17 protein-coding genes are annotated in these 19,693 nt (G+C 72.7%); 6 read left to right on the forward strand and 11 right to left on the reverse strand.

The window, feature by feature from the left end; all coding sequences use genetic code 11:
* Positions 1-6: 6 nt before the first annotated feature.
* From VO99_RS23410 to VO99_RS23420, 3 genes are read right to left on the reverse strand one after another with little or no spacing between them, the layout of a single operon-like run.
* Positions 7-1,284, reverse strand: coding sequence for a solute carrier family 23 protein (locus VO99_RS23410; protein ID WP_046115367.1), 1,278 nt, complete (start codon positions 1,282-1,284; stop codon positions 7-9).
* 57 nt (positions 1,285-1,341) lie between these two features.
* Complete coding sequence (locus VO99_RS23415; RefSeq protein ID WP_046115381.1) at positions 1,342-1,848, reverse strand: dihydrofolate reductase; 507 nt, start codon at positions 1,846-1,848, stop codon at positions 1,342-1,344.
* A gap of 8 nt (positions 1,849-1,856) precedes the next feature.
* On the reverse strand, positions 1,857-2,630 hold the full coding sequence (locus tag VO99_RS23420; protein WP_046115382.1) for a thymidylate synthase: 774 nt from the start codon (positions 2,628-2,630) through the stop codon (positions 1,857-1,859).
* A gap of 201 nt (positions 2,631-2,831) precedes the next feature.
* Between VO99_RS23420 and VO99_RS23425 the strand changes: the two genes are divergently transcribed.
* Positions 2,832-3,365 (forward strand): hypothetical protein, encoded by a 534-nt coding sequence (locus VO99_RS23425; RefSeq protein ID WP_157039732.1) that lies wholly within the window; start codon positions 2,832-2,834, stop codon positions 3,363-3,365.
* 19 nt (positions 3,366-3,384) lie between these two features.
* Here VO99_RS23425 and VO99_RS23430 read toward each other — a convergent pair whose 3' ends face one another.
* Positions 3,385-4,044, reverse strand: a complete 660-nt coding sequence (locus tag VO99_RS23430) for a YiaD family glycine zipper/OmpA-like lipoprotein (protein WP_157039733.1) — start codon at positions 4,042-4,044, stop codon at positions 3,385-3,387.
* 61 nt (positions 4,045-4,105) lie between these two features.
* Positions 4,106-5,896 (reverse strand): ABC transporter transmembrane domain-containing protein, encoded by a 1,791-nt coding sequence (locus tag VO99_RS23435; RefSeq protein ID WP_083440873.1) that lies wholly within the window; start codon positions 5,894-5,896, stop codon positions 4,106-4,108.
* Between the two features lie 316 nt (positions 5,897-6,212).
* Here VO99_RS23435 and VO99_RS23440 point away from each other — a divergent pair, with 316 nt between their 5' ends.
* The 5 genes from VO99_RS23440 to VO99_RS23460 all read left to right on the forward strand — a co-directional run bounded on the left by VO99_RS23440 (position 6,213) and on the right by VO99_RS23460 (position 12,195).
* Positions 6,213-6,752, forward strand: a complete 540-nt coding sequence (locus VO99_RS23440) for a MarR family winged helix-turn-helix transcriptional regulator (protein ID WP_046115371.1) — start codon at positions 6,213-6,215, stop codon at positions 6,750-6,752.
* Between the two features lie 88 nt (positions 6,753-6,840).
* Positions 6,841-8,307, forward strand: a complete 1,467-nt coding sequence (locus VO99_RS23445; protein WP_375136417.1) for an efflux transporter outer membrane subunit — start codon at positions 6,841-6,843, stop codon at positions 8,305-8,307.
* A gap of 59 nt (positions 8,308-8,366) precedes the next feature.
* Positions 8,367-9,647, forward strand: a complete 1,281-nt coding sequence (locus VO99_RS23450) for an HlyD family secretion protein (RefSeq protein ID WP_046115372.1) — start codon at positions 8,367-8,369, stop codon at positions 9,645-9,647.
* A gap of 12 nt (positions 9,648-9,659) precedes the next feature.
* Positions 9,660-11,270 (forward strand): DHA2 family efflux MFS transporter permease subunit, encoded by a 1,611-nt coding sequence (locus VO99_RS23455; RefSeq protein WP_046115373.1) that lies wholly within the window; start codon positions 9,660-9,662, stop codon positions 11,268-11,270.
* Positions 11,271-11,379: 109 nt separating this feature from the next.
* Complete coding sequence (locus VO99_RS23460) at positions 11,380-12,195, forward strand: GGDEF domain-containing protein (RefSeq protein ID WP_052736575.1); 816 nt, start codon at positions 11,380-11,382, stop codon at positions 12,193-12,195.
* Here the strand turns inward: VO99_RS23460 and VO99_RS23465 are convergent.
* From VO99_RS23465 to VO99_RS23490, 6 genes are all read right to left on the reverse strand, one after another.
* A complete protein-coding gene (locus VO99_RS23465; RefSeq protein ID WP_083440870.1) occupies positions 12,150-13,271 on the reverse strand; it encodes a lipocalin-like domain-containing protein in 1,122 nt (373 codons plus the stop codon). The genes VO99_RS23460 and VO99_RS23465 overlap by 46 nt on opposite strands.
* Positions 13,271-15,814, reverse strand: a complete 2,544-nt coding sequence (locus tag VO99_RS23470; protein WP_046115374.1) for an FtsX-like permease family protein — start codon at positions 15,812-15,814, stop codon at positions 13,271-13,273. The genes VO99_RS23465 and VO99_RS23470 overlap by 1 nt, the downstream gene beginning before the upstream one ends.
* Positions 15,811-16,461, reverse strand: a complete 651-nt coding sequence (locus VO99_RS23475) for an ABC transporter ATP-binding protein (RefSeq protein WP_046115375.1) — start codon at positions 16,459-16,461, stop codon at positions 15,811-15,813. The genes VO99_RS23470 and VO99_RS23475 overlap by 4 nt, the downstream gene beginning before the upstream one ends.
* Positions 16,462-16,463: 2 nt before the next feature.
* Positions 16,464-17,513 carry a tRNA (adenosine(37)-N6)-dimethylallyltransferase MiaA gene (gene miaA, locus VO99_RS23480; protein ID WP_083440871.1) on the reverse strand — a complete coding sequence of 350 codons (1,050 nt, stop codon included), beginning with the start codon at positions 17,511-17,513 and terminating at the stop codon, positions 16,464-16,466.
* Positions 17,510-18,700 carry a Bcr/CflA family efflux MFS transporter gene (locus tag VO99_RS23485; RefSeq protein ID WP_232315488.1) on the reverse strand — a complete coding sequence of 397 codons (1,191 nt, stop codon included), beginning with the start codon at positions 18,698-18,700 and terminating at the stop codon, positions 17,510-17,512. The genes miaA and VO99_RS23485 overlap by 4 nt, the downstream gene beginning before the upstream one ends.
* Before the next feature lie 64 nt (positions 18,701-18,764).
* The coding region (locus VO99_RS23490) for a pseudouridine synthase (protein ID WP_232315489.1) at positions 18,765-19,693 on the reverse strand (929 nt) is incomplete at its 5' end.

Genomic DNA, 19,693 nt, shown 5'->3' on the forward strand with positions numbered 1-19,693 from the left:
AGCCGCTCAGCGCTTGTCGCGCAGCAGGTGGTACAGCGCGATGGCGCCGAAGGTGGCCGTGCCGATGCCGCCCATCTTGAAGCCGGCGATCGACAGCGTGAGGTCGCCCGCACCGGCGGTGAGCGCGGTGCCGGCCACGATCAGGTTGCCGGGCTTGGAGAAGTCCACCTTGTTCATCACCCAGATGCGGCCGCCGGTGGCCGCGATCAGGCCGAACACCACCAGCGCCAGGCCGCCGATCACCGGCACCGGCAGCGTGAGGATCAGCGCGCCGAACTTGGGCGAGAAGCCCAGCAGCAGCGCCACGAAGGCCGCCACCACGAACACCAGCGTGGAATAGATGCGGGTGACCGCCATCACGCCCATGTTCTCGGCATAGGTGGTGACGCCGGTGCCGCCACCGGCGCCCGAGACCACCGTGGCCAGGCCGTCGGCGATGAAGGCGCGGCCGATCAGCGGGTCGAAGTTGCGGCCGGTCATCGCGGCCAGCGCCTTCACATGGCCCAGGTTCTCGGCCACCAGGATCACCGCCACCGGCGCGATCAGCGCCATGGCCGACACGTCGAACACCGGCGCGGAGAACTTCGGCCAGCCGAACCAGGCGGCCTGGCCCACGCTGCTGAAGTCGATCGGCTTGCCCCAGCCCAGGCCGTTGGCGCCGATGGCGTACAGCAGGTAGCCCGCGAGCGCGCCCAGCAGGATGGGCAGCCGTGCCGGCACGCCCGAGGTGCGCACCGCGATCAGGCCCACCGCCAGCGCGGTGAGCAGGCCCACCGTCACCTCGAAGGGCGTGGCGCCCAGGCTCTTGATGGCCACTGGTGCCAGGTTCAGGCCGATGGCGGCCACCACCGTGCCGGTGACCACCGGCGGCATCAGCCGCTCGATCCAGCCGGTGCCCAGCATCTGCACCACCAGGCCGATCAGGATGTAGACGATGCCCGCGGCGATGATGCCGCCCAGCGCGAGGCCGATGTTGGCATTGGGCCCGCTGCCGGCATAACCGGTGGCCGCGATCACCACGCCGATGAAGGCGAAGCTGGAGCCCAGGTAGCTGGGCAGCCGCCCGCCGGTGAGCAGGAAGAACAGCAGCGTGCCGATGCCCGAGAAGAAGATGGACGTGTTGGGGTCGAAGCCCATCAGGATGGGCGCCAGCGCGGTGCTGCCGAACATGGCCACCACATGCTGGATGCCCATTACCAGGGTCTGGCCGCCGGGCAGGCGTTCATCGGGCGCCACCTCGCCGGTGGTCTTCAGGGTCCAACGCGGAAACAAACTGCTGCTCATCGTGATCTCGCTCCTCTTGCGGGGCGGGATTGTCATCGCAAAGCAGCGGACCGGTGCTTACCCTGAGCGGCGCTGGTAGGTGACGAAGGCGTAGCCGAAGTGGTTGGGCTCGGCGGCCTGGTGAACCTCGCGCGAGACGGGCACGAAGGCGCCCTCGAAGCGCGGAAAGCGGGTGTCGCCGTCGAAGTCGGCATCGAGCTCGGTGAGCACCAGTTCGTCGGCCACCAGCAGCGCTTGGCTATACAACTCGGCACCGCCGATGACGAAGGCCTTGTCGGCCGGCCTGGCCGCGGCGATGGCCTCGGCCATCGAGCCGCAGCGCACGGCCCCTTCGGCCTGCCACTGCGGCTGGCGCGTCACCACGATGTTGGTGCGGCCGGGCAGTGGCCGGAAGCGCGGCGGCAGCGAGTCCCAGGTGCGCCGGCCCATGATCACCGGGTGGCCCATCGTGGTCCTGCGGAAGTGAGCGAAGTCTTCCGGCAGGTGCCAGGGCATGGCGCCGTCGCGGCCGATGACGCCGTTGCGGGCGACGGCGGCGATGAGCGAGATCCTGGGCGTGGGCATGGCCGCGCTCACACCGCCACCGGGGCCTTGATGGGTGCGTGATGCTGGTAATCCAGCACCTCGAAGTCCTCGTACTCGTAGTCGAAGATCGACGGCGGCCGGCGCTTGATGTGCAGCACCGGGTAGGGGTGCGGCGTGCGGGCCAGCTGCGTGCGCACCTGCTCGAAGTGGTTGTTGTAGATGTGGCAGTCGCCGCCGGTCCAGACGAAGTCGCCCACCTGCAGGTCGCACTGCTGGGCCAGCATGTGGGTGAGCAGCGCATAGCTGGCGATGTTGAAGGGCACGCCCAGGAAGATGTCGGCGCTGCGTTGGTAGAGCTGGCAGCTCAAGCGGCCTTCGGCCACGTAGAACTGGAAGAAGGCATGGCAGGGCATCAGCGCCATCTTCGACAGGTCGGCCACGTTCCAGGCGCTGACGATGATGCGGCGGCTGTCGGGGTTGGTCTTGAGCTGCTTGACCACCTCGGCGATCTGGTCGATGTGGCCGCCGTCGGGCGTGGGCCAGGCGCGCCACTGCACGCCGTAGACCGGACCCAGGTCGCCGTTGTCGGCGGCCCATTCGTCCCAGATCGACACGCCGCGTTCCTGCAGCCAGCGGGCATTGCCGTCGCCGCGCAGGAACCACAGCAGTTCCAGGATGATGGATTTCAGGTGCACCTTCTTGGTGGTGACCAGCGGAAAGCCTTCCGCCAGGTCAAAGCGCATCTGGTGGCCGAACACGCTGCGCGTGCCGGTCCCGGTGCGGTCCGTCTTGCTCACGCCGTGCTCGAACACATGGCGCATGAAGTCTTCGTACTGAGTGCGCACGGGGCGGGCGGTATTCGCGGCGTTCAACAGGGGCTCCGGAGGCGGCCGCGTCGTGCGGCGTTGCCGGATTGTGGCGCGCCTTCAGCGCGCTCATTCGCCGTGCTGAAAGCGTGCTCGTACGTGTTGGGGATGTTCGCTTCCGGCATGTCCGACACAGTCGCGTCATGGGGGGCGCTGATGAACGATATCGAACCGGTGCTGGAGCGGCTCGCGGTCGGCAGCCTGATCCGCCGAAAGGGATTCTTCACCCGACGCCTGATGCTGGGCAGTCTGTCCAACGGCGTGGAGTTGGAGCGGCGTGTCGGCTACCAGCCCGGGAGGTTGCGCTACGGCTGGTACGTGCTGACCATGAAGGAACGCGTGCCGACTCCGAACGAGTTCGTCTTCGGCGGCTATACCCACTTCTCGGGCGGCCGAATTCAAGGGCACGAGAAGGATCCTGCCAAGCGAGGGCCGCATATGGACGACAGCTTGCGCGCCATGCGCATCGACGTTGAGTATCTGAAGCGCCAGCAAGTTCAGAGTTTCGTTCTGGACGGACCGGAACGGCTCATCAAGATCGTCCCTGCGCTCAGCGATCTGGACAGTGAGGAGGCGGCCATACAGGCGGGCAAGTACTGGCATCCTGATCCGTCGCCGGTACCGCAATGGCAGCTGACAGCGCCGATGCTGTTCTTGGTGGAGTCTCACCACCGAGGCACCGGCGCATAGTCCCTTCGCTCTGCTCAGGTCAGGACTGCGTGTCCGTCAGGTAGATCTCCACCCGGCGGTTGCGGGCGCGGCCGTCGGCGCTGGTGTTGTCGGCCACCGGCTGGCGGGCGCCCATGCCTTCGGTGCTGATGCGGCTGCCCTGCACGCCGCGGGTGCTCAGGTACTGCTGCACGCTGTAGGCACGCTCGCGCGACAGCGGATCGTTCACCGCATCGCTGCCGGTGGCGTCGGTGTGGCCGATCACACGCACGCGCATCGCCGGGTCCAGGCCCTGGGCGAACTGGTCCAGCACCGGGCGCATCGCCGGCTTGATGGCGGCGCTGCCGACGTCGAACGAGAAGTCGCTGGGGATGTTGACCTTCAGCTCGTTGTTGGGCGTGCGGGCCACGTCGATGCCAGTGCCCTGCGTGGCCTTCTCCATCGCGGCCTGCTTCTCCTGCATGCGCTTGGACCAGATGTTGCCGGCGATGGCACCCACCGCGCCGCCCACCACCGCACCGGTGCCGGCGCCGCTACGCCCGCCGGTCAGGCCGCCCAGCACCGCGCCGGCGCCCGCGCCGATGCCCGCGCCCTTGGCGGTGTCGCGGCTGGTCTGGCTCATGTCCGCGCAGCCGGTGATCAGCACCGCGGCGGCGCCCAGCGCCACGATGGCGGGGCGGAAGTTCATCGTTCTCTTCATGGAAGGCTCCTTGTCATGGCCGCTCGGCGAAACGCCGTGGCGGCGCTGCCGAGTCTCACCGTTACAAGGTGGCGGGGCCATCGGATCCGGCCCGTGGGGTACGTGGGACATGTCCGACCCGGTCCGATGGCACGCCTTCGTGGTGGAACTGCATCGCCGCCAGCCGGGCATACAACCCGCCGCGCTGGATCAGCTCGGCATGGGTGCCCATGTCGACGATGCGGCCGGCGTCCATCACCACGATGCGGTCGGCGCGCTGCACCGTGGCCAGCCGGTGGGCGATGACCAGCGTGGTGCGGTTGGCCATCGCGCTTTCCAGTGCGGCTTGCACCACGCGCTCGCTCTCGGCGTCCAGCGCGCTGGTGGCCTCGTCCAGCAGCAGCAGCGGCGGATTCTTCAGGATGGCGCGGGCGATGCTGATGCGCTGCCGCTGGCCGCCGGACAGCCGCACGCCGCGCTCGCCCAGGTAGGTGTCGTAGCCCTCGGGCAGCGCCATCAGGAAGTCGTGCGCATAAGCTGCCCGGGCGGCGGCCTGCACCTCGGCGTCGGTGGCCTCGGGCCGGCCGTAGCGGATGTTCTCCAGCGCACTCGTCGAGAAGATCACGCTGTCCTGCGGCACGATGCCCACGCGCTCGCGCAACGCATGCATCGACGTCTCGGCCACCGGCACGCCGTCGATCAGCACCCGGCCGCGCTGCGCGTCGTAGAAGCGCAGCAGCAGCTGGAACACCGTGCTCTTGCCCGCGCCGCTGGGCCCCACCAGGGCCACCGTCTCGCCGGGGCGCACCTCCAGCGTGAAGTCGACCAGCGAGGGTTGGCCGGGCCGCGACGGATAGTGGAACTGCAGCTGCTGCAGCGCCACCGCCGAGCCGCCGGCCACCGCGGGCAGCGGCCGCGGCTGCGCCGGGTCGCGCACCGGCGAGCGGGCGGCCAGCAGTTCCATCAGCCGCTCGGTGGCGCCGGCGGCACGCTGCAGGTCGCCGTACACCTCGCTCAGCGCGGCCACGCTGCCGATGAACAGGATGATGAACACCACCGTCTGCCCCAGGTGCCCGGCGGTGATGGTGCCGGCCAGCACCGCCTGCGTGCCCTGATACAGGCCCCACAGCAGCGCGCCGAAGGTGGCGCTGATGATGAAGGCCACCAGCAGGGCCCGCACCCGCGAGCGCCGGCGCGCGGTGTCGAAGGCGGCCTCGGTGGCCTCGGCAAAGCGGGCGGACTCGCGCTGCTCCTGGGTGTAGCTCTGCACGATGGGGATGGCGTTCAGCACCTCGGCGGCGATGGCGCTGCTGTCGGCGATGCGGTCCTGGCTGGCGCGGCTGAGCCGGCGTACCCGGCGCCCGAAGTACAGCGCCGGCGCCACCACCAGCACCAGGATGCCCAGCACCTGCGTCATCACCCAGGGGTTGGTGATGATGAGCATCAGCAGCGCGCCGCTGCCCATCAGCGTGTTGCGCAGGCCCAGCGACAGGCTGGAGCCCACCACCGTCTGCACCAGCGTGGTGTCGGTGGTCAGGCGGCTGAGCACTTCACCCGTGCGGGTGCTCTCGAAGAACTCGGGGCTTTGCCGCACCACATGGCCGTACACCGCGTCGCGCAGGTCGGCGGCGATGCGCTCGCCCAGCCAGCTCACCAGGTAGAAGCGCGCGCCGGAGAACACGCCCAGCGCCGCGCCAACGGCGAACAGCGCCAGGAAATGGTCCCGCAGCGCCAGCACCTGCTGGCCGCGGTCCGAGGGCACCAGGCCCTGGTCGATCAACTGCCGAAGCGCCAGCGGAAAGGCCAGCGTGGTGGCCGCCGCCAGCAGCAGGAACAAGCCGGCCAGCGCAATGCGGGTGCGGTAGGGCCGCATGAAGGGCAGCAGTGCGCGCAGCGCCCGCACCGGCCGCTTGGGTGGCAAGGTGGCCTCAGCGGGAGCCGGGGCGGCGGCGGGGGAAACGGTGGCGGTGGGCGGGGAGGCGGACACGGAAGAAGGCAGGCGACGAGGCAATGGACGAGCGGCGCAGCCGCGTGGATTCGGGCAGCGCACCGGGCGCAGTGTAGGCAGCAGGGGCAGGGCGCATGCTGCGCTGGCGCAAAAGCCCGCCTCGGCAAACACTGCCTGGGCAATCGGTGCCCAAGCAGCTACTGCCTTGACAATGATTGCCTAGGCACGTATTATCCCGCCCATGGTCAAACCCGCTGAACCCGCTGCCGCTCCCGCTTTGGAGAACGCCGCCACCCTCGCCGCCGACTTCTACCGCGCGGATGCCTGGGTGCCGGAAGACAGCCTGGGCATGCTGTTCAAGCGGGTGATGCAGTCCATCGCGCTGCAGGCCGACCGACGCCTGGCCGAGCACGGCCTGACCCATGTGCAGTGGGTGGCGCTGATGAAGCTCAAGACCGGCCATGGCTGCACCGTCGCCGGCCTGGCGCGTGACCTGCAGACCGACGCCGGCGCCATGACCCGCTCGCTGGACCGCCTGGAAGCCAAGGGCATGGTGGCCCGCGTGCGCAGCGCCACAGACCGCCGCGTGGTCAACCTGGCGCTCACCGAGGAGGGCGAACGCCTGGCCGCGCTGGTGGTGCCGGTGCTGGCCGAGGTGTTCAACAACCACCTGGCCGGTTTCAGCCCTGACGAATGGCAGCTGCTGCTGTCGCTGCTGCGCCGCATGGTGCGCAACGGCGACGCGCTGCGCGAAGCCGACGGCGGCGACGCCGCGGCCTGAAAGAACCAACGAAAGCTCTGCCGTGAACCTCCGCCATTCCCATCCCGATTGCCACGGCGCCGGCCCGCTGTGCCTGGCGCAGTGCCTGCTGCAGCGCGCGCTGCCGCGCAAGTCCACCTCGCTGACCACGCTGACCGCCGCGTTGGCGGTGGCCTCCGCAGTGCTGCTGGTGGCCGGCTGCGCCAGCCCGGGTGCGATGCCGCCGCCCGCCCAGGCCCTGGCGCCCGCCCGCGTGGGCCTGGTCGCCGACGCGGCCCTGCCCGAGGTGCAGCCGCGCTGGTGGCAGGCCTTCGGCGATCCCGCGCTGGACGCGCTCGTCGACAAGGCCCTGGCCGACAGCCCCAGCCTGCAGGTGGCCGCGGCGCGGGTGGCCCGTGCCGGTGCCGCCATCGACGACGCCCGCGCCGCCGACCGGCCCAACGCCACGCTGAGCGCCGAGGCCACCCGCCAGCGCTACACCGAGAACGGCCTGGTGCCTCAGCCGCTGGCCGGCACCACCCGCACCAATGCCACGCTGCAGGCCGGCCTGTCGTGGGAGCTGGACTTCTTCGGCCGCCACCGCGCGGCACTGGAAGCTGCCCTGGGCAGCGAACGTGCCGCCCGCGCCGACGCCGATGCCGCCCGGCTGATGCTGGCCACCGACGTGGTGCGCAGCTACGTGGCCCTGGCCCGTGCCCAGGCCCTGCGCGACGTGGCGCAGCGGGCCCTGGCCCAGCGCGACGAGACGCTGGGCCTGGTGCGCCAGCGGGTGGGCGCGGGGCTGGACACCCATGTCGAACTGCGCCAGGGCGAAGGCGCGCTGCCCGAAGCGCGGGTGCAGATCGCCCGGCTGGACGAGCAGATGGCCCTGGCCCGCAACCAGCTGGCCGCGCTCACCGCCCAGCCGCCCCAGGCGCTGGCCGGGCTGCAGCCGGCGCTGGCGCCGGTGCAACTGGAGGCGCTGCCCACGCAGCTGGGCGCCGACCTGCTGGGCCGCCGGCCCGACATCGCCGCCGCCCGCTGGCGGGTGGAAGCGGCCACGCAGGACGTGGCCGTGGCCCGCACCGAGTTCTATCCCGACGTCAACCTCACCGCCTTCGCCGGCTTCAGCGCGCTGGGGCTGGGACACCTGATCGAGGCCGGCAGCCGCCAGGCCGGTGCCGGCCCGGCGATCCGGCTGCCGATCTTCGACGCCGGCCGGCTGCGCGCCAACCTGCGCGGCCGCGGCGCCGACCTGGACGCGGCGGTGCAGAGCTACAACGGCGCGGTGGTGACCGCCGTGCGCGAGGTGGCCGACCAGCTGGCCTCGCTGCAGGCCATCGCGCGCCAGCAGCAGGAGCAGGTGGCCGCCCAGGCCGCCGCCGAAAGCGCCTACGACCTGGCCCTGCAGCGCTACCGCGCCGGCCTGGGCACCTACCTGGTGGTGCTGAGCGCCGAGACCAACGTGCTGGCGCAGCGTCGCATCGCCGCCGAGCTCAAGGCCCGCGCGCTGGACAGCCAGGCCCTGCTGATGCGCGGCCTGGGCGGTGGCTGGCGGGAGACCGGCGCGGCCGCCACCGTGGCCGTGGCGCACTGAATTTCCCTGCCGCGCGGTCCGCAGCGGACGCCGGCGCCTCCTACACGAGAGCAGTACCGATGAGCGACACACATGACAACGCGGCCCAGCCCGCCGGCCCGGCCCGCAAGCGTGGCCTGCTGATCCTCGGCGGCGTGGTGCTGCTGGGCGCGGCCGCCTGGGGCGTGCACCACTGGCAGGTGGCCCGCCACTTCGAGAACACCGACAACGCCTACGTGCAGGCCAACGTGGTGCAGATCACGCCGCAGATCGGCGGCACCGTGCTGGCCATCCAGGCCGACGATACCGACTACGTGAAGGCCGGCCAGCCGCTGGTCAAGCTCGACCCGGCCGATGCCCGCGTCGCGCTCGACCGCGCCGAGGCGCAGCTGGCGCAGACGGTGCGCGAGGTGCGCACGCTGTTCTCCAACAACGCGGCACTGAAGGCGCAGGTGGCGCTGCGCGACGCCGACGTGGCCCGCGCCAGGAGCGACCTGCAGCGCGCGCAGGACGACGTGGAGCGCCGCCGCCCGCTGCTGGCCACCGGCGCGGTGGGGCAGGAGGAGTTCAACCATGCGCAGTCGCAGCTGGCGGCGGTGAAGAGCGCCGTGGCGGCGGCCGAATCGGCCCGCGTGGCCGCGGCCGAGCAGCTGGCGGCCAATGTCGCGCTCACCGATGGCAGCGCGGTGGAAGACCACCCCAACGTGCAGCGCGCCGCGGCCCAGGTGCGCGAGGCCTTTCTTGCCGCGCAGCGCACCGAGCTGCTGGCGCCGGTGGACGGCTACGTCGCCCGCCGCAGCGTGCAGCTGGGCCAGCGTGTGCAGGCCGGCGCGCCGCTGATGTCGGTGGTGTCGCTGGGTGACACCTGGGTGGATGCCAACTTCAAGGAAGGCCAGCTGCGCAAGCTGCGCATCGGCCAGCCGGCCACGCTGGAAGCCGACGTCTACGGCAGCAAGGTGGAGTACCACGGCACCGTGGTCGGCCTGGGTGCCGGCACCGGCTCGGCCTTCTCGCTGCTGCCGGCGCAGAACGCCACCGGCAACTGGATCAAGGTGGTGCAGCGGGTGCCGGTGCGCATTGCGCTCGATCCGAAGGAAGTGCAGGCGCATCCGCTGCGCGTGGGCCTGTCGATGGACGTGACGGTGGACGTCACCCAGCAGGACGGCAAGGTGCTGGCCGATGCCGGCAAGACGCCCACGCAGGTGCAGACCCAGGTGTACGACGCCATCGATGCCCGGGCCGACGAGGAAGTGCGGCGCATCGTGGCCTCGCAGCTGGGCAAGCGGCTGGCGGCCGCGCCCGCCGTGGCGCGGGTGGCCAGCGCCGGCGCCGCCTCGTCCGCCGGCACCGCCGCGCACTGACCGGAGCCCGCCTTGGCATCCGACACCTCCCTGGCCGCCGGGCCTGGCGCAGCCGCGCCGGCGCCGGTCCGCCCGGCCGCCGCGCCGGCCGCGCCGCAGCCGCTGCAGGGCGCGCAGCTGGCGCTGGGCACGCTGGCGCTGTCGCTGGCCACCTTCATGAACGTGCTGGACACGTCGATTGCCAACGTGTCGCTGCCGGCCATCGCCGGCGACCTGGGCGTCAGCCCCACGCAGGGCACCTGGGTCATCACCAGCTTCGCGGTGGCCAATGCGATCTCGGTGCCGCTGACCGGCTGGCTCACCCAGCGCTTCGGGGCGGTGCGCCTGTTCACGCTCAGCGTGCTGCTGTTCGTGCTGGCCTCCTGGCTGTGCGGCCTGGCGCCTTCGCTGGAGGCGCTGATCGGCTTTCGCGTGCTGCAGGGCCTGGTGGCCGGGCCGATGATCCCGCTGTCGCAGACGCTGTTGCTGTCGAGCTATCCGAAGGCCAAGGCCGGCACCGCGCTGGCGCTGTGGGGCATGACCACGCTGGTGGCGCCGGTGGTGGGGCCGCTGCTGGGCGGCTGGATCACCGACAACATCGCCTGGCCCTGGATCTTCTACATCAACGTGCCGGTGGGCATCTTCGCGGCAGGCCTCACGTGGAGCATCTACCGCACGCGCGAGACGCCGCGCAAGCGCCTGCCGATCGACAGCGTGGGCCTGGGCCTGCTGGTGCTGTGGGTGGGCGCGATGCAGATCGCGCTGGACAAGGGCAAGGAGCTGGACTGGTTCGCCTCCGGGCAGATCGTGCTGCTGAGCGTGGTGGCGGTGGTGGGCCTGGCGGCCTTCATCATCTGGGAGCTGACCGACAAGCACCCGGTGGTGGACCTGCGCCTGTTTGCCCGCCGCAACTTCGTCTTCGGCGCGCTGTCGCTGTCGGTGGCCTACGGCCTGTTCTTCGGCAACGTGGTGCTGCTGCCGCTGTGGCTGCAGCAGTACATGGGCTACAACGCCACCACCGCCGGCATGGCGCTGGCGCCGGTGGGCGTGCTGGCCATCCTGCTGTCGCCGCTGGTGGGCAGGAAAGTGGCGCAGTGGGACCCGCGGGTGATGGCCAGCGGCGCCTTCGTGGTGTTCGCGCTGGTGCTGTGGATGCGCTCGCAGTTCACCACCCAGACCGACCAGCTCACCATCCTGATCCCCACGGTGATCCAGGGCGCGGCGATGGCCTTCTTCTTCATCCCGCTGACCACCATCACGCTGTCGGGCATTGCGCCGCAGCGGCTGCCGGCGGCGGCGGGCCTGTCCAACTTCGTGCGCATCACCGCGGGTGCCATCGGCACCTCGGTGGCCACCACGCTGTGGGAGAACCGCGCCGCCATGCACCATGCGCACCTGACCGAGCAGATCACCGCCGGCAGCGTCGCCAGCACGCAGGTGCTGGGCACGCTGGGCGCGGCGGGGCTGGATGCGCAGCAGGCGCTGGCGCAGGTGAACCGGCTGATCGACCAGCAGGCTTTCACCCGCGCGGCCGACGACATCTTCTACGGCTCCAGCTTCCTGTTCCTGGCGCTCATCGTGATGATCTGGTTCACCGCCCGGCCGCAAGGCGGCGGAGGGGCGGACGCCGGCGGCGCGCACTGAGGAATTAGGGGTGTTTGGCGCGCATGTTCGGGGCATTGTGCGCAGCAGCAAACAGCCCGTCGGGGTGGCCTTTGTGGTCGAATCAATCCCCCGTTTTGACGACTTCGCCATGATCGACTCGCCCTTCGATTCCGCCGGGCTGCGTTGGCTGGACCGCCGCGTACCGGGCAGCCGGCCTTGGTCGGTGGCGCTGCCGGTGGGCGTGGGCTGTGGCCTGGCTGCCGCCGGCATCGCGGCCACCGCCGCCACGCTGCTGGGCGCTGCCGACCGGGCCACCGTGGCCGTCGTCGCCGGCCTGGCCACCGCGGCGGTGGGCGGGCTGCTGGGGCTGCTGGTGGCGCAACTGGTGCAGTCGCTGCGGCAGCTGCACCAGCGGGTGACGGTGATGGCCACCCGCGACGACCTCACCGGCGTGCTCAACCGCCGGCACTTCATGCTGCTGGCCGAGCGCGAATGGGCCCGCTGCCGCCGCTACGAGGCCGACGGCGCGGTGCTGCTGGTGGATGCCGACCACTTCCGCCGCATCAACGACCACCACGGCCATGCCGCCGGCGACGCGCTGCTGCGCGACATCGTGCGCGTGACCGGCGGCCTGCTGCGCCAGGCCGACGTGCTGGCCCGCTCCGACGGCGAGGCGCTGATCGTGCTGCTGCCGCAGACCGATCCGCTGGGCGCGCTGGACGTGGCCGAGCGCATCCGCGAGCACGTGGCCTCGCTGCGGCTCGACTGGCAGGGCACCAGCGTGTTCACCACCGTCAGCATCGGCGTCGCGTCGATGGGCGCCAGCCACACCTCGCTGGACGCGCTGATGGCCGACGTGGAAGGCGCGCTGGCCGCCGCCAAGGCCGCCGGCCGCAACTGCGTGCGCGCCGCGCCGATTCAGCCCAGGCGCAACGGCGAGGCCCGGCCCGTCATCTCCAAGTAGCCGCGGCCCACGCGGCGCTGCGTGCCGGCGTCCAGCAGGTCGCTCAGGCCTTCCCAGTAGATGGAGCCGGTGGACGCGCGGCTGTCCAGCTCCTGCGCATCGATGAGCGCCCGCACCTCGAAGCGGCCGGCCGGCGTGTCCACCGTCCACTGCACCGGATAGCTGCTGCGCGTCGCCGGGCTGGTCCATCCGCGGCCCGGGGTGAAGCGCACCTCGTCGGGTCCGAAGGCGCGCACCGCGCCGCCGGCCGCACGGAAGCTGCCGCCGGCCCACAGCGCGGAGCCGTCGCGCCGCCGCAGCTGGAAGGCGGTGAGGGCACTGCCGTCGTCCAGGTTCATGCCGATCCAGTCCCAGCCCACGGCGTCGGGATTGAGCAGCGTCTCGCTCCATTCATGGTCCAGCCAGGCGCGGCCCTGCACCGGCAGCGGCGCAGCGCCCGCGCCCACCGCCAGCGTGCCGGTGACCGCCAGCTGCGGCTGCGAGTAGTAGTGGCTGGCCTCGTCGGCATTCGGCCCCTTGCGCGACCAGCCTTGGTCGCCCTGCAGCAGCAGCGGCTGCGTGGTGGCCAGCGCCAGCTCGAAGCCGAAGCCGGCGGCGCGATCGGCCAGCCGGGCGCGGTAGCTGCTGCGCCCGGCCGGGCCCTCGCGGCGGAAGCGCCAGTCGTCGATGCGCACGTCGGTGTCGGCCAGCGAGGCGGTCACCCGCGGCTGCGCTGGATCGCCGTTCCAGCGACCGATGCGCTCGGCATGCAGCAGCCGCTGCGCGCCCAGGTCGCTGACCGCCGCATGCGCGAACAGCAGCTGCCGCGCGGCAAAGCGGCTGGCGTTGCCGGCCGCCAGGTCGGTGCGCGAGCGGAAGAAGGTGAGCTGGAAGCCGAAGAGCGCGCCGCCGTCGGCCTGCAGCCAGCCGGTGGCGTACCACCACTCGGTGCGGCTGTCGGGATGGGCGCCGTGGTCGCGCGGAAACTGCAGCGGCCGCGGCGCGATGGCGGCCTGGGCAGCGGCCGGCAGCAGCACCGTCGGCAGCGGCAGCCCGGCCAGCGCGCACCAGCGCAGCAGCAGGCGTCGGCGGTCCATCACCAGTCCTCCTTCACCGCCAGCACCGCGTCGCCAGAGGCGGCGGCGCGGGCGCTCACCGCAGCCGTCACGCTGCCGGCGGCCAGCACCGCGGCGCACAGCGCGGCCAGCCGGCCCCAGGGCAGCACCATCTCCATCGTCCAGTGGAAGCTCTGCGGGTTGACCACATGCACCAGCACCACCGACACCAGCAGCCCCAGCGCCAGGCCCACCAGCGCGCCGGCGGCCGTCCAGGCGGCACCTTCGCCGGCCACCACGCCGATCACCTGCCGCCGGGTGAAGCCCAGGTGCGCCAGCAGCCCGAATTCGCGCCGGCGCGCCAGCACCTGCGCCGAGAAGCTGGCAGCGATGCCGAACAGGCCGATGCCGATGGCCAGCGCCTGCAGGTAGCGCGTGACCGCGAAGCTGCGGTCGAAGATGGCCAGCGACATCGCCCGGATCTGCGCCGGCACCGCGAACTCGATCAGTGCCGGGTCGGGCGCCAGTGCCCGCAGCGCCGTCTGCACCTCGGCCACCGGCGCTTCCCGCGCCAGCCACAACGCCAGGTCGTTGATGCGGGTGTCACCCGTCAGGCGGCGGTAGTCGGCCTGGTCGATGGCGACCGCGCCGAACTGGCGGGCGTAGTCGCGCCACACGCCCAGCACGCGCACCTCCACGCCGCTGGAGGCACCGATGGGCAGGCGCAGCCGGCTGCCGGGCTCGGCGCCGTACAGCGTCACCATCGCCTCGCTGACGTAGGCGCCGATCTCACCGGCCACCAGCGGCCGCGGCGGCTCCACCATCGGCAGCTGCTGGGCGGGCTGGTCCAGCGGCCGGGCGATGAGGCTCACCGAAGGCTGGTCGGGCGAGAGCGAGATCGGCCGCACCCGCAGGCCCTGCACCCGCGCCACGCCGGGCACTGCCGCCGCGGCCTCGACGAAGGCCGGCGGCAGGAAGGCCTGGTCGGCGGTGGCGCTGCTGGCCGCGGTGCGGGCATACAGGTCGGCCGGCAGCACGCTGTCCAGCCACTGCGACACCCCTTCGCGGAAGCTGGACACCATCACCGTCAGCGCCACCGCCAGGCTCAGGCTGGCCACCACGCCGGCCACGGCCACGGTGGCGGTGGCGCTTTCATGGCGGGCCCGTTCCACCGCCAGCAGCAGCAGGGCCGAGCGCCGCGGATGCAGCAGCGCCAGCAGCGCATCCACCGCCAGCGGGACGCAGGCGATGCCGCCCAGCAGCAGCGCCGCCACCGACGCATAGGCTGCCAGCGGCAGGCCGCCGATGGGCGGCAGCAGCGCCAGCAGCGCGCCCGCGCCCAGCAGCAGCACCGGCCGCCAGCGGGAAGGCGCCGGCCCGGTGGTGCCGCCCAGGCCCTTGAGCGCCTGGGCGGGTGCCAGCGCCGCGGCCTGCCGGGCCGGCACCCAGCCGCCCGCCATCGCCGCGACGATGCCCAGCGCCCCGAAGGCCGCGGCCGCCGGCCAGGAGAAGGCCAGCGCCGGCGCCACGCCCGGGAAGTAGCCGCCGCCCAGGTCGCCGGCCAGCCAGCGCAGCGCCAGCTGCGCCATGCCGGTGCCCATCAGCAGGCCCACGGCACTGCCGGCCACGCCCACCAGCAGGCATTCCAGCAGCACCAGCCGGCGCCGCTCGGCCGCGCCCAGGCCCAGCACGCCCAGCAGCGCGAACACCGGCGTGCGCTGCGCCACCGACAGCGCCAGCACCGAGAACACCAGGAAGCCGCCGACGAACAGCGCCACCAGCGCCAGCACCGTCAGATTCACCCGGTAGGCGCGCGACAGGCTGGACACCTTCTGCGCCGCATCGTCGGCCGCCGCGGCAGTCAGCTCGGGCGGCAGCGCCAGCCGCTGCAGAAGCTGCGCCGACGACACGCCGGCCGACAGCCGCAGGTCGATGCGCGTGAGCTTGCCCATCAGCCCGAAATGCTGCTGCGCGCCGGCGATGTCGATCACCGCCAGCGGCCCGCCGCCAGCGGCCACGCTGCCGGCCACCTGCAGCGTGAAGGTGCCCAGGCCGCGCTGCAGCCGCAGCGCATCGCCGGGCTTGGCGCCCAGGCGCTGCTGCGCGGCGGGGTTGAGGAAGATGCGGTCGGGGTCGAGAAAAGCCGTGCGCGGCTGGCCGTCGGCCGCGCGGGGCAGCAGGGCGGGCGCGACGGCGGCGATCTGCAGCGCGTCGATGCCCAGCACCTGCAGCGCGATGCGCGCGGGTGCGGCGCCGGCTGCCCCCGGGCCTGGCGCGGCGAAGGCATAGGTGTCCACCTCCACCACCGGCGTGGCCAGCGACACGCCGTCGGCGGCGGCCACGGCGTCCAGCAGGGTGTCGGCGCAGCCTTCCCGCACCGCGCAGCGCAGCGACAGGTCGGGCTCGCCGTTGGCCGCACGCACGGCGGCCGAGAACTCCGACAGCGCCGAGCCGTTGATGAGGTGCACCGAGAACGCCAGCGCCACGCCCAGCGCCACCGCCAGCAGCGCCACCGCATGCCGCCATGGATGCGCCCGCCATTCGGGCAGGCTGAGCTGGCGCAGCAGCGGCCACGCGCCGGTCACGCCGCCTCCTCGATCCCGTCGCGGCGCAGCCGCAGCCGGCGGTCGGCGCGCGAGGCGGCGGTGGCCGAATGGGTCACCAGCACGCAGGCCGAGCCCTGCGCGTGCACCTGCGCGGCCAGCAGGTCCATCACCCGCTCGGCGGTGTCGGGGTCGAGGTTGCCGGTGGGCTCGTCGGCCAGCACCAGCGCCGGCCGGTGCACCAGCGCGCGGGCGATGGCCACCCGCTGCAACTGGCCGCCCGACAAGGTGCGCGGCGCTCTGCCGCCCAGGCCTTCGAGGCCGACCTCGCGCAGCATGTCGGCCACGCGGGCGTCGTCATGCCGGCCCTGCAGCAGCAGCGGCAGCGCCACGTTGTCGGCCACGCTGAGGTGCGGCAGCACATGGAAGGCCTGGAACACGAAGCCCAGCCTGGCCCGCCGCCAGCGCGCCTGCGCCGGCTCGGGCAGGGTGGTGATCTCGGTGCCGTCCAGCTGCACGCTGCCGCGGCTGGGCGTGTCCAGCCCGGCGATGCAGTTCAGCAGCGTGCTCTTGCCCACGCCGGAATCGCCCAGCACCGCCACCATCTCGCCCGGCGCTACCGCCAGGTTCACCTGCTGGAACACCGGCGTGTCGCCGTAGAGCTTGGCCAGGTCGGTGATCTGCAGCATCGTCAGGGGACTGTGGGCGGTTGTGCGGCGCCGGTGAGCGCGGTGATGGCCTGCAGCACCCGGCGTGCCGCATCGGGCGAGTCACAGGCGATGCGCTGGCGGGACGGCATGGCGCGCAGCCAGGTGAGCTGTCGCTTGGCCAGCTGCCGAGTGGCGGCGATGCCGCGCTCGCGCAGCGGGGACAAGTCGCCTTCGTCCAGGCATTCCCAGGCCTGCCGGTAGCCCACGCAGCGCATGCTGGGCAGGCCGGTGTGCAGGTCGCCGCGGGCGCGCAGCGCCTGCACCTCGTCGATGAAGCCGGCGGCCAGCATCGCATCGAAGCGCCGGGCGATGCGCTCATGCAGCCAGGCGCGGTCGTCGGGCTCCAGGCTGATCAGCACGCCGTCGTCGGCGGCGGCGCGCTCACCGGCATGGTGGTAGCTGGACAGCGGCCGGCCGGTGGCGCGCCACACCTCCAGCGCACGCTGGATGCGCTGGGCATCGGTGGGCGGCAGGCGGGCGGCGGTGGCCGGATCCACCTGCGCCAGCTCGGCATGCAGCGCGGGCCAGCCGCGTTCCAGCGCCTCGGCGTCGAGCGCGGCGCGCACCGCCGGGTCGGCGGCGGGCAGGGCGTCCAGGCCGTCGATCAGCGCCTTGAAGTACAGCATCGTGCCGCCCACCAGCAGTGGCCAGCGGCCGCGGGCGCCGATCTCGCCGATCAGCCGCCGCGCGTCGGCCACGAACTGCGCGGCGGAATAGGCTTCCAGCGGGTCGATCAGGTCGATCAGGTGGTGCGGCACCGCCGCCCGCTCGGCCGCGCCGGGCTTGGCGGTGCCGATGTCCATGCCGCGGTAGACCAGCGCGGAATCGACGCTGACTATCTCGACAGGCAACGCCTGCGCCACCGCCAATGCCGCGTCGGTCTTGCCCGACGCTGTCGGTCCTGCCAGGCCGATCCAGCGGAGCCCCGCGGCCGGCGAATGCGCCGGCCGATCCCCCGAGGGGATGGCGGGCCGGCTGGGGGCGGCCCGGCGCTCGGCCCGCGGCGGCGGCGCTTGCTCGGGCAGATTCATGCCGCGCGCAGCACGCCGTGGCGGGGCACCAGGGTCCAGGCGACGGTGGCCGTCATCACCGACCAGAAGCCCAGGCCGTAGGCCATCGGGCGCACCGTGCCGTCCAGCGCCTGGCCCAGCCACAGGCCGACGCAGAAGGCCACCAGCGCCAGCGCGAAGCCGGCCAGCGCCGCGGCCACGCCGGCCGACTGCGGGAAGGGGCTGACCGCCCCCGTCTGCCCGCAAGGCTGGTGGATGCCGTGGCCGAACGCATACAGGCACTGCGGCAGGAGCACCGCTGCCACCGACTGCACGCCCGCCGCCGCCAGGGCCGCCATGCCCAGGCCGCCGGCCAGGCTGAAGAAGGCGCCGCGCTGCACCGCGCCGGCCAGGCCGTGGCGCAGCAGCAGCCGACGGCAGGCGAAGGTGCCGCCCACGTAGGCCAGCGAGCCCGCGCCCAGCGCCAGGCCGTACTGCGAAGCCGTCAGGCCGAGCACCTCGATGTAGACGAAGGACGACGAGGCCAGCACCACGAACAGCCCGCCGTAGGTGCAGGCGGTGAGCGAGGCCCAGGAGAAGAAGGTGGGATGCGCCGCCACCTGCCGCGCGGTGCGGGCCAGGCTGGCCGCCTGCAGGGCCCGCGGGTCCAGGCTGCGGGCGGTTTCCGGCAGCACCCGCCACACGAACACCAGCACGCCCGCCAGGAACAGCGCCACCGCCAGCAGCGTGCTGCGCCAGCCAAAGGCCGAGGTGAGCAGGCCGCCGGCCACCGGGCTGCTGAAGGCGATGACGCCCAGCCCGCTCATCGCCAGCGACATCACCCGCGCCCCCTCGGCCGGCTCGTACAGGTCGCGCACCATCGCCCGCGCGCACACCACGGCCGCGGCCAGGCAGGCGCCCTGCGCGGCACGCCACACCGTGAGCACGCCGATGCTCGGCGCCAGCGCCGCACCCAGGCTGGCCACGGCGAACAGCGTGAGCGCCACCCGCAGCACCGGCTTGCGGCCATAGCGGTCCGCCACCGGGCCCCAGAACAGCTGGGCCACGCCGAAGCTGAGGATCAGCGCCGACATCGTGAGCTGCACCGCCGGCATGCCGGCGCCCAGCCCGCGCGCCAGGGCCGGCAGCGCGGGCAGGTAGAGGTCGGTGGTCAGCGGTTGCAGGCCCAGCAGCAGGGCCAGCAGCGTGGCTGCGATGACCGGCGACATGGCGGCCGCGCGCCGCGAGCCTGCTGCAAGGGCAGAGGGCGTCATCCGGAGGTCGGGCCCGCGCTCAGAAGCGTTCGTCGCGGCGCAGGTAGCGCCACTGCCCCGGCGGCAGCTGGCCCAGCACCACGCTGCCGATGCGCACGCGCTTCAGGCCCACCACCTTCAGGCCGACGGCCTCGCACATGCGGCGGATCTGGCGCTTGCGGCCTTCCCGCAGCACCACGCGCAGCTGGTCCTCGTTCTGCCAGCTCACCTTGGCGGGCTGCAGCTTGACCTCGTCCAGCCACAGGCCGCCGCGCAGCTTTTCCATGTCGTCGTCGGGCAGCTTGCCGTCGGGCGCGCTGCCCACGTATTCCACCCGCACCAGGTACTCCTTCTCGATGTTGGAGTCCTCGCCGATCAGGTGCTTGGCGATGCGGCCGTCCTGCGTGAGCACCAGCATGCCGGTGGAGTCGATGTCCAGCCGCCCGGCGGGCACCAGGCTGCGCAGGTGGCCGGGGTGGAAGCTGATGCCGGAGCTGTCCTCGCTCCAGCGGTTCTCCGGCTTGACCAGCACCACGGCCGGCTCGTAGCCGTCTTCCGCCTGGCCGCTGACGTAGCCCACCGGCTTGTTGAGGATGACCGTCATGCGCTGCGCCTGCTGCTTCTGCGCGGCGGGGTCGATCTCGATGCGCGCTTCCGGCCGCACCCGCTGGCCGAGCACGGCCGGCTTGCCGTCCACCCGCACCCAGCCGGCGTCGATCCAGTCGTCGGCCTCGCGGCGCGAGGCCACGCCCATGGCCGTCAGCCGCTTCGACAGGCGGTCGCCTTCGGCGGCACGCGGGGAGCTGGCGGCCGGGCCGCTGCGGCGCGGGCGCTCGCCGCCCTCGGGCGGGCGGCTGCTGGCCGGCGGCAGCGGGGCGGGGCGCTCGTTGCGGTCATTGCGTTCGGGCCGCGCGCCGCGTTCGAACGGCGGGCGGCGGTCGCCTTCCGGGCGGAACGGCGCGCCGCCGC

Origin of the sequence: Aquincola tertiaricarbonis, from assembly GCF_000969605.1 — a bacterium.
GTDB lineage: Bacteria > Pseudomonadota > Gammaproteobacteria > Burkholderiales > Burkholderiaceae_C > Aquincola > Aquincola tertiaricarbonis.

Excerpts from the sequence above, each read along its gene's own strand:
- VO99_RS23450 (WP_046115372.1), top strand. The coding sequence starts at position 8,367 with ATGAGCGACACACATGACAACGCGGCCCAGCCCGCCGGCCCGGCCCGC.
- VO99_RS23415 (WP_046115381.1), bottom strand. The coding sequence starts at position 1,848 with ATGCCCACGCCCAGGATCTCGCTCATCGCCGCCGTCGCCCGCAACGGC.
- VO99_RS23410 (WP_046115367.1), bottom strand. The coding sequence starts at position 1,284 with ATGAGCAGCAGTTTGTTTCCGCGTTGGACCCTGAAGACCACCGGCGAG.
- VO99_RS23430 (WP_157039733.1), bottom strand. The coding sequence starts at position 4,044 with ATGAAGAGAACGATGAACTTCCGCCCCGCCATCGTGGCGCTGGGCGCC.
- VO99_RS23485 (WP_232315488.1), bottom strand. The coding sequence starts at position 18,700 with ATGTCGCCGGTCATCGCAGCCACGCTGCTGGCCCTGCTGCTGGGCCTG.
- VO99_RS23435 (WP_083440873.1), bottom strand. The coding sequence starts at position 5,896 with ATGCGGCCCTACCGCACCCGCATTGCGCTGGCCGGCTTGTTCCTGCTG.
- VO99_RS23440 (WP_046115371.1), top strand. The coding sequence starts at position 6,213 with ATGGTCAAACCCGCTGAACCCGCTGCCGCTCCCGCTTTGGAGAACGCC.
- VO99_RS23420 (WP_046115382.1), bottom strand. The coding sequence starts at position 2,630 with ATGCGCCATGTGTTCGAGCACGGCGTGAGCAAGACGGACCGCACCGGG.
- VO99_RS23460 (WP_052736575.1), top strand. The coding sequence starts at position 11,380 with ATGATCGACTCGCCCTTCGATTCCGCCGGGCTGCGTTGGCTGGACCGC.
- VO99_RS23475 (WP_046115375.1), bottom strand. The coding sequence starts at position 16,461 with ATGCTGCAGATCACCGACCTGGCCAAGCTCTACGGCGACACGCCGGTG.
- VO99_RS23465 (WP_083440870.1), bottom strand. The coding sequence starts at position 13,271 with ATGGACCGCCGACGCCTGCTGCTGCGCTGGTGCGCGCTGGCCGGGCTG.
- VO99_RS23425 (WP_157039732.1), top strand. The coding sequence starts at position 2,832 with ATGAACGATATCGAACCGGTGCTGGAGCGGCTCGCGGTCGGCAGCCTG.
- miaA (WP_083440871.1), bottom strand. The coding sequence starts at position 17,513 with ATGAATCTGCCCGAGCAAGCGCCGCCGCCGCGGGCCGAGCGCCGGGCC.